The 17,099-nt window shown below is 45.7% G+C and carries 18 protein-coding genes; 7 read left to right on the top strand and 11 right to left on the bottom strand.

What is annotated here, in order from left to right; all coding sequences use genetic code 11:
• Nucleotides 1-135 precede the first annotated feature (135 nt).
• The 7 genes from L3Q72_RS22145 (at nucleotide 136) to L3Q72_RS22115 (ending at nucleotide 7,741) form a co-directional block, all read left to right on the top strand.
• On the top strand, nucleotides 136-1,338 hold the full coding sequence (locus tag L3Q72_RS22145; RefSeq protein ID WP_275132729.1) for a putative manganese transporter: 1,203 nt from the start codon (nucleotides 136-138) through the stop codon (nucleotides 1,336-1,338).
• Between the two features lie 171 nt (nucleotides 1,339-1,509).
• Nucleotides 1,510-1,932 (top strand): Rrf2 family transcriptional regulator, encoded by a 423-nt coding sequence (locus L3Q72_RS22140; protein WP_275132728.1) that lies wholly within the window; start codon nucleotides 1,510-1,512, stop codon nucleotides 1,930-1,932.
• A 10-nt stretch (nucleotides 1,933-1,942) separates the two neighbouring features.
• A complete protein-coding gene (locus L3Q72_RS22135) occupies nucleotides 1,943-3,205 on the top strand; it encodes an ABC transporter substrate-binding protein (protein ID WP_275132727.1) in 1,263 nt (420 codons plus the stop codon).
• Nucleotides 3,202-3,900, top strand: a complete 699-nt coding sequence (locus L3Q72_RS22130) for a GTP-binding protein (protein ID WP_275132726.1) — start codon at nucleotides 3,202-3,204, stop codon at nucleotides 3,898-3,900. Before L3Q72_RS22135 ends, L3Q72_RS22130 begins: the two co-directional genes overlap by 4 nt.
• The gene (locus L3Q72_RS22125; protein WP_275132725.1) at nucleotides 3,897-4,910 is read left to right on the top strand and encodes an ATP-binding cassette domain-containing protein; all 1,014 of its coding nucleotides are present in this window, start codon (nucleotides 3,897-3,899) and stop codon (nucleotides 4,908-4,910) included. Before L3Q72_RS22130 ends, L3Q72_RS22125 begins: the two co-directional genes overlap by 4 nt.
• Nucleotides 4,911-4,942: 32 nt before the next feature.
• On the top strand, nucleotides 4,943-5,185 hold the full coding sequence (locus L3Q72_RS22120; RefSeq protein ID WP_275132724.1) for a hypothetical protein: 243 nt from the start codon (nucleotides 4,943-4,945) through the stop codon (nucleotides 5,183-5,185).
• 375 nt (nucleotides 5,186-5,560) lie between these two features.
• Entirely contained in the window at nucleotides 5,561-7,741 is a 2,181-nt protein-coding gene (locus L3Q72_RS22115) for a heavy metal translocating P-type ATPase (protein ID WP_275132723.1), read from the top strand.
• Nucleotides 7,742-7,756: 15 nt separating this feature from the next.
• Here the strand turns inward: L3Q72_RS22115 and L3Q72_RS22110 are convergent, their stop codons facing one another.
• The 11 genes from L3Q72_RS22110 to L3Q72_RS22060 form a co-directional block, all read right to left on the bottom strand.
• Nucleotides 7,757-8,131 (bottom strand): cupin domain-containing protein, encoded by a 375-nt coding sequence (locus L3Q72_RS22110; RefSeq protein WP_275132722.1) that lies wholly within the window; start codon nucleotides 8,129-8,131, stop codon nucleotides 7,757-7,759.
• Between the two features lie 39 nt (nucleotides 8,132-8,170).
• The gene (locus L3Q72_RS22105; RefSeq protein WP_275132721.1) at nucleotides 8,171-8,503 is read right to left on the bottom strand and encodes a cupin domain-containing protein; all 333 of its coding nucleotides are present in this window, start codon (nucleotides 8,501-8,503) and stop codon (nucleotides 8,171-8,173) included.
• A 3-nt stretch (nucleotides 8,504-8,506) separates the two neighbouring features.
• Nucleotides 8,507-9,124 (bottom strand): ABC transporter ATP-binding protein, encoded by a 618-nt coding sequence (locus L3Q72_RS22100; RefSeq protein ID WP_275132720.1) that lies wholly within the window; start codon nucleotides 9,122-9,124, stop codon nucleotides 8,507-8,509.
• On the bottom strand, nucleotides 9,121-9,894 hold the full coding sequence (locus tag L3Q72_RS22095) for an ABC transporter permease subunit (RefSeq protein WP_275132719.1): 774 nt from the start codon (nucleotides 9,892-9,894) through the stop codon (nucleotides 9,121-9,123). Before L3Q72_RS22095 ends, L3Q72_RS22100 begins: the two co-directional genes overlap by 4 nt.
• A 12-nt stretch (nucleotides 9,895-9,906) precedes the next feature.
• On the bottom strand, nucleotides 9,907-10,878 hold the full coding sequence (locus L3Q72_RS22090; protein WP_275132718.1) for an ABC transporter substrate-binding protein: 972 nt from the start codon (nucleotides 10,876-10,878) through the stop codon (nucleotides 9,907-9,909).
• 193 nt (nucleotides 10,879-11,071) lie between these two features.
• Entirely contained in the window at nucleotides 11,072-12,097 is a 1,026-nt protein-coding gene (locus tag L3Q72_RS22085; RefSeq protein ID WP_275132717.1) for a DUF1858 domain-containing protein, read from the bottom strand.
• A gap of 212 nt (nucleotides 12,098-12,309) precedes the next feature.
• Nucleotides 12,310-12,990, bottom strand: a complete 681-nt coding sequence (locus L3Q72_RS22080) for a Crp/Fnr family transcriptional regulator (RefSeq protein ID WP_275132716.1) — start codon at nucleotides 12,988-12,990, stop codon at nucleotides 12,310-12,312.
• Between the two features lie 325 nt (nucleotides 12,991-13,315).
• A complete protein-coding gene (locus L3Q72_RS22075) occupies nucleotides 13,316-14,230 on the bottom strand; it encodes a transporter (protein ID WP_275132715.1) in 915 nt (304 codons plus the stop codon).
• A gap of 83 nt (nucleotides 14,231-14,313) precedes the next feature.
• Complete coding sequence (locus L3Q72_RS22070) at nucleotides 14,314-15,504, bottom strand: NnrS family protein (protein WP_275132714.1); 1,191 nt, start codon at nucleotides 15,502-15,504, stop codon at nucleotides 14,314-14,316.
• Nucleotides 15,494-16,255, bottom strand: coding sequence for an ATP-binding cassette domain-containing protein (locus L3Q72_RS22065; RefSeq protein ID WP_275132713.1), 762 nt, complete (start codon nucleotides 16,253-16,255; stop codon nucleotides 15,494-15,496). The genes L3Q72_RS22070 and L3Q72_RS22065 overlap by 11 nt, the downstream gene beginning before the upstream one ends.
• Nucleotides 16,248-17,018, bottom strand: coding sequence for an ABC transporter permease (locus tag L3Q72_RS22060; protein ID WP_275132712.1), 771 nt, complete (start codon nucleotides 17,016-17,018; stop codon nucleotides 16,248-16,250). The genes L3Q72_RS22065 and L3Q72_RS22060 overlap by 8 nt, the downstream gene beginning before the upstream one ends.
• Nucleotides 17,019-17,099 lie beyond the last annotated feature (81 nt).

Raw genomic sequence — 17,099 nt, 5'->3', positions numbered from 1 at the left:
GCGAAAGCCCTGTTTTAGGTGAGTCTGCTCAAATAAACCCATTCAAACTAGTCACATTTAGTATATTTACTTGAAATTGAGCAGTAAGCAGCTAGAATGATAATCATTATCATTTAGGATGAGTTCAAGTAGACAATGGTTCCAACACAGATTAGCGATACCCTCACACGCTGGATAACCAATACACAGTTCAAGCCCAAATATAGAAGAGCCTTGTTGCCTATTGTTATGCTTACGCTTATTGCCGCTGATCCAACTAGAGACCTGGCGGTTAATGCGCTTTCTGACGCCTTTTGGGCTGTGTCGGCATACGTTGCCTTTACTCTGGCGATTTACCATTATTTTTCAGTATTTATAAACAGAGACAACGGCATCGTTCGGCTTTATAGCTACTCACGAAACTATCAGGTGCTATTTGCTGCGATACTGGGGGCGCTACCAGGCTGCGGTGGGGCTATCATTGTCACTACCCAGTTTATCAGTGGCCGGGTCGGATTTGGTGCAGTAGTCGCTGTTTTGACCGCCACTATGGGTGATGCAGCATTCTTATTGCTAGCCAGTAAGCCAGATATTGGTTCGGCTGTCGTAGCGACAGGCGTTGTTGTCGGTGCGATTACAGGCTGGGGTGTCAATGCCCTTCACCAGGACGATTTTCTGCGCCCTACAAACTTAACTGGGGGCGCTACCAGGCATAACAGTTCAAGACCTACTCGTTTAGAGCAGATGGCCATCAACCTTCAAGGTAAAGTATGGCGCTTGTTACTGATTCCTGCGACTATTATCGCCTTTATGGGCTCCTTTCAGGTTGATGTGAACGAAGCGCTGAACCTACCCGGTATGACCATAGAGTGGATAGGTGCAATTCTCATTATTATCTGTATGACCCTATGGGCGCTAACCAAAGAGATTGAAGACTATGAGTCCTCGGTATCAGAAGATAAGAAATGCATTGCCTCTCACCCTCTACAGAAAACGGCTCAGGATACTAACTTTGTAACAGCCTGGGTAGTGATGGCCTTCCTGGCTTTTGAATTGGCTACAAGCTTTGCAGGGATCAATCTATCAGCCCTGTTTTCTCACTGGGGTATTTGGCTGCCTCTGGCTGGTCTTACCATCGGGTTGTTGCCCGGTTGCGGCCCACAAATTTTGGTTACAAGCCTTTATATTTCTGGAGCTGTACCACTATCGGCTCAGTTAGCTAATGCCATATCCAACGATGGAGATGCCCTGTTCCCTGCATTGGCATTAGCACCGAAGGCTGCGCTGGTGGCAACCTTTTACTCTGCTCTTCCAGCGTTTTTCGTAGGCTACGGTTACTACTTTTTTTTCGAAATATGAGATCTAAACTGGCGCCAGACTTAACTTAGTGTCTTCAACAATAAAGTTGGTAGCACTTTCTCAGCTAAAAAACTCAAATTAGCTGAATAACACCATAGGGCTATTGCATTATGAGTCAGGTTTGTTTTTAATTAGGTATTCCAGTACCAGAATACCTTAATATACAAAATCATGAATAGTCTAATCAATATTTCTGAAGGCACATCGCTGGCGATTCATGGGCTAGGGTTGCTTGCCCAGCAGGCACCACAGCGCCTGAGCGTTAAAGCAGCAGCTCAGCGCCTGTCTGCATCCGAAGCCCACCTGGCAAAAGTGTTCGGAAAACTTCAGAAACAAGGTTGGGTAAACTCAACCCGCGGTCCTGCAGGTGGATTTTCACTTTCTGTCTCACCGGATGAACTGACTTTTCTTGATGTTTATGAACTGTTTCAGGAAAAAATTCATATGAACGCCTGCCCACTGGGGCGCTCATGTTGCCCTTTCGACGACTGCATGTTTGACGGGCGGATACATAAACTGAACCTGGAAGTCTACAACACGCTGAAGAACACCACTATTACTGATCTGAACTCCGCAGATAAAGAACGGAGATAAGGCTAATAAGATGATTAATCAACAAAGTACCCTGTTTGATATTACTGAAAAATACCCAGAGACCATTCCGGTATTCGTATCCAACGGATTCCCTCAGATGGAAGATGCAGCAAAGCGCACAACCATAGGCAAAAGTATCACCCTGAATGCCGCCGTAAGTATGAAAAAGATGGATCTGGACTCCTTTATCCGTTTGCTGGAAGAAGCCATCAGCCGTAGCTCCGATGATACCGATATCACTCTGAATCAGGATAAACTAAAACCCGTTAATTCGGACGGGCTAAACGTGGTTGGTATCTTACCCTGCCCGGTTCGGATTCCCTTAATGGAAAAGTGGAACGCTTATCTGAACAGCCGCAAAGAATCCGGCAAAGCAGAAGTTAACCATGAGCTTAAAGCCGCTTCTATGGGGCTGGACTGGGTTCAAAAAAATATCGATGGTGTTGAAGACCCGGATAAGCTGCCGGATCTGTTTATGTCTGCCGGCTTTGATATGTTTTTCGACAAACAGCGCTTTGGCCGTTTCCGCCGTGAGGGTGTATTTACAGATCTGACAGATATTGAACAATACAATGTAGATTTTAGCGATCTTGACATCAAAGACCCGCAGGGGCTTTATTCCATTATTTCCGTGGTTCCGTCGCTGTTCCTGGTCAATACAGAAGAGCTGGGAGACAGAGAAGCACCGCGTTCATGGGAAGACCTGCTCGATCCAAAATTTGAAAACAGCGTATCACTTCCGGTATCCGATTTTGACCTTTTTAACGCCATCCTGCTGAATATTCATAAGAAATACGGTGATAACGGTGTTCAGGCACTCGGGCGTAGCCTACTTGAGTCCATGCACCCTGCCCAGATGGTCAGAAGTGATGAGCAGCCTAAGCAGAATAAACCGGCTGTTACTATCATGCCTTACTTCTTCTCAAAAATGGTGAAAGAAGGCGGTCCGCTGCAGGCAGTCTGGCCGGAAGACGGCTCAATTATCAGTCCTATTTTTATGCTGGCCAAAAGCGCTAAAGCGCAGGAACTGAAAGAAATTGTGGATTTCTTTGCTTCTGAAGAGGTAGGTAACCTGCTTGCGGTTCAGGGGCTTTTCCCCAGCACCAACCCGAATGTATCCAATGTGCTTCCGGAGAACAGTCCATTTATGTGGCTGGGCTGGGACTATATTGAGCAGCATGACCTTTCACAACTGATTACCCACTGCGAAGGCCTGTTTAACGGCGCAACCCAAGGGGCACAAAAAACTTGTAGCGGAGGTTGCTGTTCATGAATCTGGTAACCGTATCCGGTCCTCCTTCATCGGGTAAAACAGCGGTCATTCTTAAAACCGCCAACGCCCTGAGAGAACGTGGCCTGAAAATTGGAGTGGTTAAGTTCGACTGCCTGTATACCGACGACGATGTTCTGTATGAAAAGGCTGGTATTCCGGTTAAAAAAGGGCTTTCCGGCTCTATGTGCCCGGACCATTACTTTGTCAGTAATATTGAAGAGATTGTCCGCTGGGGTCTGTCGGAAGAGATGGATTTGCTAATCAGTGAATCGGCTGGTCTGTGTAACCGCTGCTCTCCTTATGTAAAAGAGATCAAAGCCGTGTGCGTGATAGATAACCTGAGCGGAGTGAATACCCCGAAAAAAATTGGTCCTATGCTGAAATCAGCCGATATCGTGGTTATTACCAAAGGTGATATCGTTAGTCAGGCGGAGCGTGAGGTGTTTGCCTCCAAAGTGAACCTGGTTAACCCAGCAGCAACCATTATGCACATCAACGGACTAACCGGACAGGGCTGCTTCGAACTGAGCACCCTGTTGCACGAGGATAAAAAAGCCGTCGAAACTCTGGTCGGCAGCGAGCTGAGATTTACTATGCCATCCGCACTCTGCTCATACTGCCTTGGCGAAACCCGTATCGGTGACAACTACCAGATGGGTAATGTCCGCAAGATAGATATGGAGGGGGATGCATGATTGAGCGTACTCAGATAGAAGAGCGTAGCATCGGCTCACTTTTGCAGGACTACCCGTTCCTGGAAAGTTTCTTCAATGACAACCGGTTGGATATCAGTGACGCAAAAGAGTGCAGACTGCCTGAATATTTTGCCCGATTTAACCGGCTTGAACAGGAAGAGAAGGCGATAGATCCTCTGGCACTTACCGGGCAGATCACAGATTTTATCAATCAGATGCTGATGTTTCTCGGTGAAGACGATGAGGTTCGCTCCATCACACTGCTTCCCGGTACAGATAAATCCGGAACACCAGAAGGGTTTGATTCACTAGTGATAAAAAGCGGTGAAGTAATTTCTATCGTTGGCCCCACAGGTTCGGGGAAAAGCCGGCTGCTTGGGGACATCGAATGGGTCGCCCAGTCCGATACACCAACCGGAAGACGAATTCTTATTAACGGCGATACGCCTGATAACTCATGGCGCTTCTCCAGCTCTAAAAAACTGGTGGCTCAGTTATCACAGAACATGAACTTTGTGATGGATCTGGAGGTTCGTGAGTTCGTCTCTCTGCACGCCGAAAGCCGCCTGGTCCAGGACGCAGACAATATCGTTGATCGCATTATTGCTGAAGCTAATGAACTGGCAGGTGAACCTTTCAGTGCCGATACACCTATCACCAGCCTTTCCGGTGGGCAATCCCGCGCTCTGATGATTGCCGATACCGCAATCCTGAGCAGTACACCAATCGTACTGATTGACGAGATAGAAAACGCTGGTATCGACCGCAAGCGAGCGCTGAAGCTTCTGCTGTCAGAAGATAAGATTGTTCTGATGGCAACCCATGACCCGATTCTGGCACTAATGGCGGACAAGCGTCTGGTCATAAAGAACGGCGGGATAGCCAGAGTTCTGGAAACAACAGATGAAGAGCGTGAACTATTAAGCACGCTTGAACAACTGGATCAAACCTTAATGGGCTACAGAAATCAGCTCCGTTTCGGGGATTCACTTACACTGATAGACAATTAATCATAAAAATATGAGCAATAGAGGAAAAGATTATGCATGACGGATGTTCAGCTGAGTTTGAAGATGGTAAGCAGGTAGTAGATAAAGTACGTATGATGGGGTTTTCTTCTCAGCCAATGCCTATGCCGCTGACTCTGAACTGTAAAAACTGCGATAAGCCGTTTGAGATGGAGACCTTTGAGGCGTCCTGCCCTGAATGTGGTGCAGTGCATGCGGTTACCCCGTGTCACGCCTTTGATCCTGATAATGTGCAGTCTGCCGGAGTGGGATATTAAGTTTTAAACACTTTATTACGAAAGGGGAAACGTCTTTCCCTTTCGTAAGTTCACCTATAGCTTATGAAGCTCAGGACAAATCTGAAAGTAACAACATGGCAAGACAAATAAACAGCAAGCTGAGTTTTGTCTCCCAGTTCAGCCAGAAAGATCACCCCAAATGTGAGGAATGATGAAGAAAAAAGTTCAATTGAAAAATTTATATAATAATTTTAATTAACAGTGCTCAAGCAAGGGGCGGATGATAGCACTACAAAAACATCAAGGTTAACCAGACAATACCATAACTGTGTTTTTAATTGATAGAGATCAATGGAGCCATTTCACTGCAGGTGTTACATATACGGACATATAACATATAAAAGTGGAGTGGTTATGGGCTTACAGTTTACGATTCGTCACCAGACACCTTATCGCAGCCGGATTCAGTTCAAGGCATTGCGAGGTAAGGCTGAAACCTGCCGAAAACTGGAGTCAATACTCAATAGCTCAGCCCTTAAAGTAAAGGCCGAAGTCCGGGTTATAACGGGCTCTGTTATCCTTTTGCACCCCAAAACAAGCATTGAACCATCTATGATTGCAGCCGCAGTTCATGATGCTCTGCAAGACAATCCTGTTCATGATAAGGCCCTCACTTCCGGGGTAGCACAAAAATCAATCCCTGCTGAAGTTTCACAATCAAGTAACAAGAAAAATCATGTTTCCGGAGTAACTCTAATTGCATCGGGAGCCTACCTGCTTTATCTGACCCTGAAACGAACCTTGTTTGCTGCAGTATCCTCAAATATCGGGCTTTTCAGCTTTCCTGCTGCTGCAACTCTGGCTATCTCCTACCCTATCCAACGAGAGGCCATTGAAAACCTGAAAAAAACAAAGCGACTGGATACCGGGTTAATCTCAACCGGACTCTTGTACGTTTCTCTCTTCACTGGTTCAGTATTACCAGCTTACAGTATATTCTGGCTTTACAACCTGGCCGGATGGCTGGAAAGCAGAATCAAGACAAAGACTAGGCAAACCGTTCGTGAAATGCTAACGCAGGACGTAGAAAAGGCGTGGCTGTACTGTGATGGTGTTGAAGTTGAAACCGAAGTAAGCGCACTCAAGGTGGGCGATATTATTGTCGTGCATGGCGGCTCAGCTATTTATGTTGATGGCACTGTTATTGACGGTAATGGACTTGTCGATGAAGCAACCTTAACCGGTGAAAGCGCTCTTGTAGAGAAAAAAACAGGGGATGAGGTTTTTGCCGGAACCCTGCTTATTAATGAGAAATTGCATGTTCGCGTAGAGAAAAATAGTGAAGAAACCAGACTCGCTTCTATCGTTCGTATGATAGAAAATGCGGAAAATGAGCAAGGTGACCTGCAAATTTTCAGCCAAAAATTTTCCCGGACTATCGCTCCTGTATCGCTTACGCTATTTGGCGGCATCCTGTTATTCAGCGGTAATTTTCTGCTTGCCATGTCGGTACTGATTATAACCTGTCCGTGTGCGCTCAGACTTTCCACCTCCGTTGCCGTCAGCACCGCAATGACCAGAGCTATCAAAGACGGCGTTCTGGTTAAGGGCGGGAAATTTATCGAAATAGCCGCAAAATGTGATGCTATCGGTATTGATAAAACCGGAACACTGAATGCCCCGGAAACTGAATTACTTTCCATTGATATCCGGGACCATAGATTCAAGGAAGATAGCCTCATTCAGATTGCGGCAAGCCTTCAGGAATACTGTTCCGACCCCTTAGGTGCCGGCGTAATTACAGCTGCTAAAAAGCGGACACTTGACTTGCTGAAGTGCGAAGATTTCGAACCTCTGGACGCAGGCGGCAAAGCCACCATTAACGGAAAAGAAATTATTCTGGGACGCCCCGCCGCTCTGAGTAAGTATCAGCAATACGCATCAAAAACGGTTTTAGCCGAACTGGCAGAACAGAGGCAGAATGTCATTTGCCTTATCGCAGATAAAAAGCCTCTGGCGCTATTCACACTTGGTTATCCCCTACGCCCGGATACCAAAGCAGGCCTTGCAAGACTACGGGCACTTGGTATCAGGCAGTTGACTCTGTTGACAGGAGATACCCGGGAAAATAGTGAATATCTGGGAGAAGAGTTAGGGTTTGATTCAACTCTGTGGGAGCAAAGCCCTGAAGATAAAGCGCAATGGATAACCAACTACCGTAATAGACACAACGACTCTGTAATAGCAATGGTAGGTAATGGCGTAAACGATACTCCGGCTTTTGCAGTATCTGATTTGAGCTTTGCTGTTGCTGATGGTGGTACAGATATCAGTATTGAATACAGCGATATTGTCCTGAGAAAAGAGTGTCTCGGTGATGTTGCCTATTTGCTTGAGCTGGGAAAAGCGACGGAAGAAACCATAAAAAGAAGCTACTCCATCGCTATAGGGTGCAATCTTGCCATTCTGGTGGCGGCAACAGGCGGTATCATATCCCCCGTAGCCGGAGCACTGCTACACAACTGCACCACTCTGCTCTCTGTTGTTAACGCGGCTTCAATCAATAGCCCGGAGACGGAAGAAAGCCGCGATTAGATGATACACCTGAAACTATTTACTGCTCTGGGCTTGTGGCTTAGGTTTCGGCTCGGGTTTAATTAACACTAGCAGAAACTTAAATGGCTCTACCGCTTTAAGTGCATGCGGAATGTTGGCAGGCATGACTACGCTCTGTCCGCCAGTCAGGGTGTATTTTTCGTCTGCAATAGTGATTTCCACCGTGCCTTCAAGGATCTGGGCAAAAGCATCGCCGGGAGCTGAATGGGTGTTTAATCCTTCGCCCTTATCGATAGCAAACAGAGTCATACCAACAGATTTTTTCTGGCTTAGCGTCAGACTGGCTACCTTTCCCGGTTTGTAATCAATCAGGCTCTCCAGGTTGTGGACAGCAGAATGTTCGATATTTTTGATAAGTTGTTCACTCATTGTTATTCCTTTTATTGCAGGTTCTGAAGTTTTGTAAAGTTACGCATTGATGGTGATTTGCATCATTTTGAACGCCTGACCGCCACCAACGGCGTGATATGTTCCGGCCGCTACCGCAAGGGTTTCTCCGGCTTTTAGAGTGATGACTTTATCATCCATACTAATATTGGTTTCGCCCTCCAGCAGATGATAAAGAGTATCGCCGAGATAGGATTCTTCGCTGACCATTTCGCCATTAGCAAAGGTGAACAGCGACATTTGTGTATGCTCAGAATTACTAAGGGACATACTAACCACTTGATTATCTTCATATTCAATCAAAGCAGCCATTTCTGCTGCGCCGTCTACCGGGCAGTTCTTCATTATTTTCATATCTCACTCCTTAATTTGGCCGTTCTTAATGGTATAGGTTTTATGTACGATGCCATTCAGCTCTTCCGGGTTGTGGGTTACATAGATAACCGTCGTTGAAGAGTGCTTTAACAGCATCTGTTTAAGATCCGACAACAGATGCTGCTTACGCTCCCGGTCAAGGGCACTAAAAGGCTCGTCCAGTAATAAAATATCCGGCTGTATAGCCAGTGCGCGTGCGATAGAAACACGCTGGCACATTCCCCCGCTCAACTGGCCGGGATATTGGTAAATGGCATCTTTCAGGCCAACAGCGGTCAGTGCCTCCAGGGCAATGGCCTCTGCGTCGACCTGCAAGGCATCTTCCTCCAGAGCGGTAAGGGCAAATTTCACATTCTCTAATGCACTCTTCCAGGGCAGTAACCTGTGCTCCTGAAATACAAAGCCTATCCGCTTACCAGCAATGGTACATTGCCCGCTATCAGGTTGCATAAGCTGAGAAATCAGATTAAGCAGCGTCGATTTCCCTGACCCCGACGAGCCGAGCAAACCAATCACATCGCCTCTATTCAGGTGCAGAGAAACATTATCCAGCACAGCTTTACCCTGAAATGTCTTGCTTACATTCTCCAGCTTAATCATGAATGCCCCTTCCAGCGCAGGCTACGGTTTTTAAGGGGGCTGAACAAAATTCCATTAAGGCCGCCACCTAAGATCAGGCACACCAGAATCCATGCGAAAAGCGCCGGTGTATCTACATTTGTCCGTGAAAGTGAAAAAGCGTAGCCAATACCGCTGCTGGCTCCGAGTACTTCGGCCAGAACAACGATTCGTATCCCCATACCGGCAGCCAGTGTCAGTGCAGCAAACAGAGGAGCATAAATACCCGGCAGATAGATTTCCCGGATCATCTGACTACGGCTGGCACGATAAACATGTGCCATTTCAATCAGATTACTGTCAATCGCTTCTATCCCTGCCACTGTGTTAGCGTACATCAAGGGAAAGATCAGCAAGGTAGTAACAAACACCGTCTGTACACTACCCATGCCGAACCAAAGCATACTAATCAGAACCAAAATCACCGGCGGCATGGTCATCAGCGTCCAGTGCAGCGGCTCCAGCAACCATTTCAACCGTTTATCAAAACCGGCAAAGACACCAAATATAAGCCCCAGCCCGGTTCCCAGTAGCAGGCTCAAAGCAAATCGCTGCAGCGTGACTAAAAAATCAACCCAGAACTCACTGGTTGTTAATAAGCTCAGTAGTCCCATAGCCGTTTGCCAGGGAGAAGCCACGACAAGCTGATTAAACGAGAGAGACAAAAGCCACCAAATCAGCAAGAGGCCGATAACACCAATACCACCCCAGATCCGACGTGGTGTAACCTGATATAATTTTGGTCTGTTCATTCAACTATCTGCTTACTGATAATAAAAACCATCATCAGGCAGTTTGCCGCCAACGGATTTCGGGTTCAGGGAGATGAACGCCTTGAACATATTTTCCATTTCATCTTTTGCTGTAGCGGAACGAATTGCTGTGAAATTGGTATACTTCAACGACTCCTGAAACGCTGCTGCATTGACACCCGGAACATGTTTCGCTGCCAGTTTTGCGGCTTCACCCGGGTTAGCAACCGTCCATTTGACTGCTTGCTCATACGCTTTAGCAAAGGCATCGATAGTTTCAGGGTTTTGCATAACCGGTGGCAGGGCAACGACGCCAGCATTAGGGAAACGGTTTTTCCAGCCTTCAATCTTACCCAGTTCCTTTTGAATATCGATAACACGCTCAAACTGAACACCTTTCGCTTTCCCCTTCATGATCACCATAGAGGAAACAGGCTCAATCAGCAGGGCATTTTTAATCTGACCGGCCAGCAGCCCCATAACGATATCAAGAGGTGAGTTAACATATTGCACCTCAAAGTCCTTCAGCGGGTCAAAGCCCTGACTTTCAGCAATAGTCTGGAAAACAAGATCAGGCTGGTCACCGCGGAACGGCACATAGATGCTCTGGCCTTTCATATCAGCAAGGGATTTAATTTTATCGTCAGAGCTAACGATATACATCACTCCCCAGATGGAAACATCAACCATCTTCAGCTTTACACCTTTGTTATAAAAGATCGAAGCCACATTGCTGGGAACGGAGGCAAAATCAACCGAGCCTGTTGTCATCATAGAACGCAGTTGATCCGGTGTATTCCAGATTTTCAACTCGGTTTTTTCTGCTATATCATCCAGCAATCCGTTTTCGAGAATATAGGCCATAGGCATAACTAAAGGTGCAAACGGGCTTGCCATAGTAATTTTATCGAGCTTATCAGCCGCATTAATACCAAGGGAAAATAACCCCAGAATAAACAGGGTAATTAAACGTTTATATCGCATATCTGAATCCTTCTAGATGATTTAAGCCGAAATGTAATTGAGAATTATTACCGATTAGAGGGTGAGATACGCTTGATTATTATCAATTGTGTTTGGTCACATTATCTTTTTCCGGCTTATATCGCTTTCATTGCCGGACTAAAAAGCCCGGACACTCAATAAAGTATCCGGGCTCTTCTTTAGCTGATTCCGCTTAACGGTTTTCTTGTATCTGTTTATTTAAAAAATCAACAAGTTCATCAACGTCATCTCCTGACACTTTGGCAACATCCGAAAGCCGGGCAAACTTACCAACGGTCCGGAATGCAACAGGGTTATTCAGATTAGCAAATAGTTTATTACGGGCTATCAACGCATCCTTCAGAAACGGATACTGAGTGATAACGTCTGCGATTTTGTTATCAGCTTTAACCTGCTTTATCTCCGGAGCTGGTTGCTCTGTGACTTGTTCTGCAAAAACATCATCTTCTTCAGATAAAACAGGCTCACTCTTTTTTACACTGGCTTTCGATTTAGGGATCTTATAGAAAGTACTGACATCCGGGTTATCTTCGCCAAACTTGTCCATTAATTCCCGGACCACTTCTCTGCGCTCCATCCCTTTCTCTTCCTGCATTTTTATAAGCTTATAAGCAGCAAATAGTGAAGAAGGGCTGATTTCTGAAGCAAAGAAGCCTGCCCCCTGGTTCCAGGCAAACATCTCAAACAGTTCATCAAACTCTTCAACCGTTACGCCAATTGAGTAGGCCTTTATCAGCTCTCTGGTTGCCTGACGCATACGCCCTGCACCAACGCCATTCGCAAGAGAAAGCAACAGGCGGGTTTTCATATCAATAGCCGTGTTTTCTCTTCCCCAGATAAGCTCCCAGAAATTAACCACAACATCTGCAAGTTTGCTACTTACATGATTAAAGTTCACGATAGCCGTCGGTTTCAGCGGTACGTCTAATCCCTGTGGGTACGTCGCTTCCTTTACACTTCTGCGGTAAAAATAAGCTCTGTACTCATCATCTGCGACTTTATCCGTATAGTTTTCAAACCCTAGCTCTTCCAGTGCTGAATACAGTGGAATGGGTTCAAAACTCTGAACAACACATAATCCCTCCCCCTCTTCTATTCTCTGTGCCTGTTTTAATAGAGAAGGCAAGAAATTACCACGCAATGTTCTTACATCTTTAACTTTGAAACTTTCTCTGTTCTGTATCCATTCTTGTTTCATTTTTTTCTCCAGAATTAGTATTCAATTAATCAGACAAACTAAGAGGATTCTGGCTATTTTAATTGCCATGATGATATTGAGAATTATTACCGACAAAAAGAAAAGAGGTGCTTGATTATTGTCAACCTCATCTGTCCTGATTTCAGGAATGCTGACATTTAACCATGACCTGGGATCAGTCAAAGTGGTGGACAATATTTGTTACAACTGCATCAGAATGCTGCAAATATATCCGGGGTAAGGTCAACAGAATGGCATAGAGAAGGAATATCCACCAGTGCCAGATGGTGTCCGGATTCAACGATATGGCCCTCGTTTTTCAGTTTTTTTATCACTCTCGACAGGGTTTCAGGTGTCATACCCAACTGAGATGCAAGCAGCCTTTTCGTTACAGGCAGGCAAAGCTTGTTCTCTTTTGGCAATTGCTCCCGGTATATCTCTGCAAGCCTCATTACCACCCTCTGATGAGCATTTACCTGAGTCAGAATATTTACTGTATCCATAAGTTTGTGAATACTGTTAGTCATATACCCCATCACCTTTAATGAAAGTTCCGGTGACTGACTAACCAGACTAACCACATCTTCATGCCTGAATGCCCAAAGTATAGAGTCCTGATCAACCCGTGCACTCATCGGGTACTCTCGCGGAGACATAAACATGGCCATTTCAGCGATTAACCCGCCGGCAAGAAAAACCTTAAACAGCTTTTCGTCGCCACTTGGCATCAGGCGGTATAGCGATACCTTTCCTTTTTCGACCAGATACATATGTTCTGCCCTGTCTCCACGGCTAAACAGGGAATGTCCGGCAGCACAACTAACCTCTTTTCTTTTAGAAAACAACTGCTGCTTTTGCTCTTCGTTTAACAGAGAAATAATGGATCCGGACAACCGCTCTTCCTTAGCTTGATTATTATCAAGCAATATATTCAGGATATAAGATAGGATACAAATAATAATCATTCCTATCTATATATGCAACTGACAAAGGGATCACTATGCTTGGTATCAGCTCTTGTTTTCGATGGATTGCTTTAGTAGCGATGGTATCGCTGCTTGTTCCTGTTATGATTTTTGCTTAAGTTCCCAGAGCCTGGCTCAAGGCCGTCACAGTCAAACAACCCGAATCAAAGCACCTGCTCTCCGCCCACACAAAAACAACAAACCTGCTTTCCAGAATATAGAAAGCAGGTTATGAGTTCGTGCTTAAGCTCTTTTACCAGACATAACTAAGTTTAGTTGTCACACGGTAATCTGTACCTAATGTACCTGCTGTACTGTCATTGTAATCACGGTACACAGGGATACCGACACCAGCGAACAGTTTGAATTTTTTGCTAATACCTGAGCTAAACCCTGGTGTTAAGAAGATCTCATGACCACCGGAGTTGTCAACTTCAGAACCATTCTTAACGTTTTTATCTGCCAATGAACCGTTAAGTTCAATGATTGGCATAAATTTAGGGTGAAGCAGGTAGCTGTAACCCAGATTATAGGTTAGCTGATCGCCTTTTTCATAATTGTTATCGCCTTCCTGGTTAAAGACATACATAGCAGAAAAGTCGATACGGGAATTAGGCAGTGGCTTAGTTATACCAACCTCAATAATAGGGTCTGTGGAACCATCACCATTTTGCAAACCATCTGACAGGTTGCTTTTATCCGTTGAGCCCGTTGGCAACTCAACACCTATCCCTACTGTACTGAAGAAACTATCACCAAATGCCGGAGAGGTTATCTGATATCTGGAAAGTACTCGTATATCTCCAAGTCCGGAATTATCATAATCCGCCATTTTCGTTGACATAGATTTGTCTACATAAGGTACAAGCATACGCACATCAAAATTTGCACCTAAACCATAACGGATAATTGCGTTACTTTTTAATGAAGTCATCTCTTTATTGGCACTATTGGCAATCTTGTCGCTGCCACTGTAAAGATCACTCTTCTCCACAAAAATGGTTTTAAGGTTAGTTGCAAATTTTCCTTCAGTGAAAACCATACCTGTGGAGCCGTGAGCAGGCCCGGCTGGCATTTTCATTTGTTTTGTCTGTTTGCTTGTCTCATCGGCAGCATAAGCATTGCAGGCCAAAGCAGAAACAGCAGAAGCGATAATTAGTTTTTTCATATTTTACTCCGTAGTTTTGATTTATTAGTTTTCCATCATTTGATTTATAGTTTTTGTTATCCGGTTAGCTCATAACAATGCTTTCACCCTTCCTTACCATCAATCCGGCAACGCTTATACCTGCTCCAGAACACCCGCAGATAAAGCAGAAAGCAGAGCGATACAGGCACGATCACCAGCAGTTGATCCATTCTCAGTGAATAAAGCCCAACCACAGCCCCTGATAGAGCCAGCGTTACCCCCAACATAGAAATGATCATCAGTTGAATTGACCTGGAATAAGAAAGAGTGTAACCCGTATGTTTTTGTCCGACCACCAGCATGATCATCAGAACAGCAATACCTGCCGCACCGATAAACAGAAAATATACAGACTGGTGAAGGTCACCAGCCCCGTTAATATTATTAAATCCGATAACTGTGAATCCGCCCGCCACAAACAGATAAAAGAAGTAAAGCGCCTGATAATAAAGGTCACGCCACGCTTTAGGCAGGTGCCAGTCATTAAGAATATTTAACAGCGCTGCAGCACTGGCAAGTGCCAGCCAGCCTGAAACTGAGCGGTTCGGAAGAAGCAGATTAACGCACAGGAAAGTCATGATGATCCAGATAGCAAAATTACGCCTTGGAGGCCTGGCCAGGAATCTTTCGTGAGTCACTTCATACTTTTCCAGCGCGTGATTCACCACTACCATGGACATTCTGCTCAGTATGGTCAGCAAGATAATAAGCAAAATACCGGCACAGACCTGCAACCATTGCTCGGCCAGCTGTAGCTCACCATTCAGACAAATAACATAACTGATTAGCATAAGCGCAAAAAAGAGCAACAACTGGTAATAAAATATCCGGTGACGCTGCTGCTTCTTATCTGCAATCGCATTAAAAAGCACAGCCAGTAACATCACCAGAAATGCGCTATTACCCAGCATCACAGGAAGCATCCCCAAATAGCTCACTGCCAGGGAAAATAACCGGCTCACTACCCACAATATCACCAGCGACATAAGACGCCCGGAATCAACACGTGCAGTATCAGTCCAGGCAGGAAATGCCGTTAACAGAAAACCCGCTATTGCTGCACTGCCTGTACCAAACACCAGCTCATGCAGGTACCAGATATCGCCCCCGGCAGAAAATACTGAAATTGACGGATCACTATACAGAGCGCTGTGCACTGCCAGTATCACTGAATAAAGGGCCGTTAATAAAAAGAATGGCCGGAAACCACAGGCATAGAGAGGTGATTTATTATCGAAAATACTAGCTGCCATATTCGTTTTTACCTTGCGTCTGAAATGCCTGTTTAACCCTGTCTACTTTAAGAAGCGTCATAGCAGTTGAGTAAAGGTAGTCCTGATCCCGCCGGGCTCTTGGAACATCAAAATGCTGGGTGTATACCTGACGGCCAGGGTTATCACTGAGCACAACAACCTGATCGGCCAGTTTTACCGCTTCATTCAGATCATGGGTAATAAAAAGCACCGTCAGATCTCGTCTTTCTATCTCATCACACAGAAGTGTATGCAGCTCCTCTTTTAAGCCTATATCCAGCGCACTGAATGGCTCATCAAGCAGAAGCAGATCTGGTCTCACTGCCAGAGAGCGCGCTATTGCTACTCTCTGACACATGCCTCCACTCAGTTCATGAGGGTATTTATCCAGGTCCTCTTCACTTAACCCGACCTCTTGCGCAAGCTCAGATGCAACCTGATCCCGCTGCTTTCTGGCTACCCCTTTTGCCTTCATCCCCCAGCCAATGTTGTCCAGCGTATTTTTCCAGGGCAACAGACGCGTGTCCTGAAACAGGATTGAGGTTGTAGCAAAACCGTTCTCTATTGCACCCGTTTCCATTTCTATCAGCCCGGCAACCAGATTAAGCAGGGTTGATTTACCACAACCGGAACGACCAACGATGGCCATTACCTGCCCTCGCTCAAGATTCAGGTTGATATCGCTCAGTACCAGTTTTTTGTCAAAAGAGTGACTCAGACTTGTTATGATTAATTTGTTGCTCTTAGTCACGCCACTTCTCCACTCGACGTTTAAAAGGTTCGAAGACAGCATATTCTGCAATCAGAAGTACAGCGACGATGGCTATAATCCACGCCATGGTAGCGGCGGTATCTATATTTACCCGTGCCGCAGCCAGACCGGCACCTACCCCGCGGTTACTTGCCAGAAGCTCAGCCATCACGACCACCTTCCAGGAAGTTCCCAGTGCAGTCACCCAGGAAGGAAACAGGTAAGAGAGAATATGAGGCAGATGTACATCATAAAAAGTCATCCACCGTGAAGCAGAAAAGCTATGCGCCATCTCTGTCAGACGCACATCCAGGGTTCTTGCTCCCTGAACGCCGGCGGCAAAAGTGATTGGCAGAGCCGTTACCGTAATAGTAAAGACAGGAACACTGTCATCACCAGAAAACCATAATAATGCCAGTACGATCCAGGCTATAGGAGGGATACCTATCAGTATGGTGATCAGAGGACGAACAGCCATAGAAAGTGTAGCGGAAAGCCCGGCCAGTGTTCCCAGCAGGCTACCGACAAAAATCGAGAAACCAAATCCCAGCAGAGCACGGTAGGTGGTCACCCATAAAAATTCCGCCGCTACACCCTTCTCAAACAGCTCTGCAAGTCTCTCTAAGGAAGCCTGCGGAGAAGGAAGAATAAAATCGCCATAATTCAGACTTCCATAATCCCATACGGCAAAAAAGACCAGAATACTGGCCAAAGCGCCAAAACCACTCCACAGATAATGGCAAATCTGTTTAAGGCAACCCATGCTTCACTTACACCCTGTGTGATATCAAATAACGACATAACAGAGCCCGGAAAGCACTCTTTCCGGGCTTTATTCAGATAA

The sequence above is a fragment of the Vibrio sp. JC009 genome, from assembly GCF_029016485.1.
GTDB lineage: Bacteria > Pseudomonadota > Gammaproteobacteria > Enterobacterales > Vibrionaceae > Vibrio.
The sequence above is the reverse complement of the archived record's forward strand: the minus strand, read 5'-3'. Positions and strand labels throughout refer to the sequence as shown.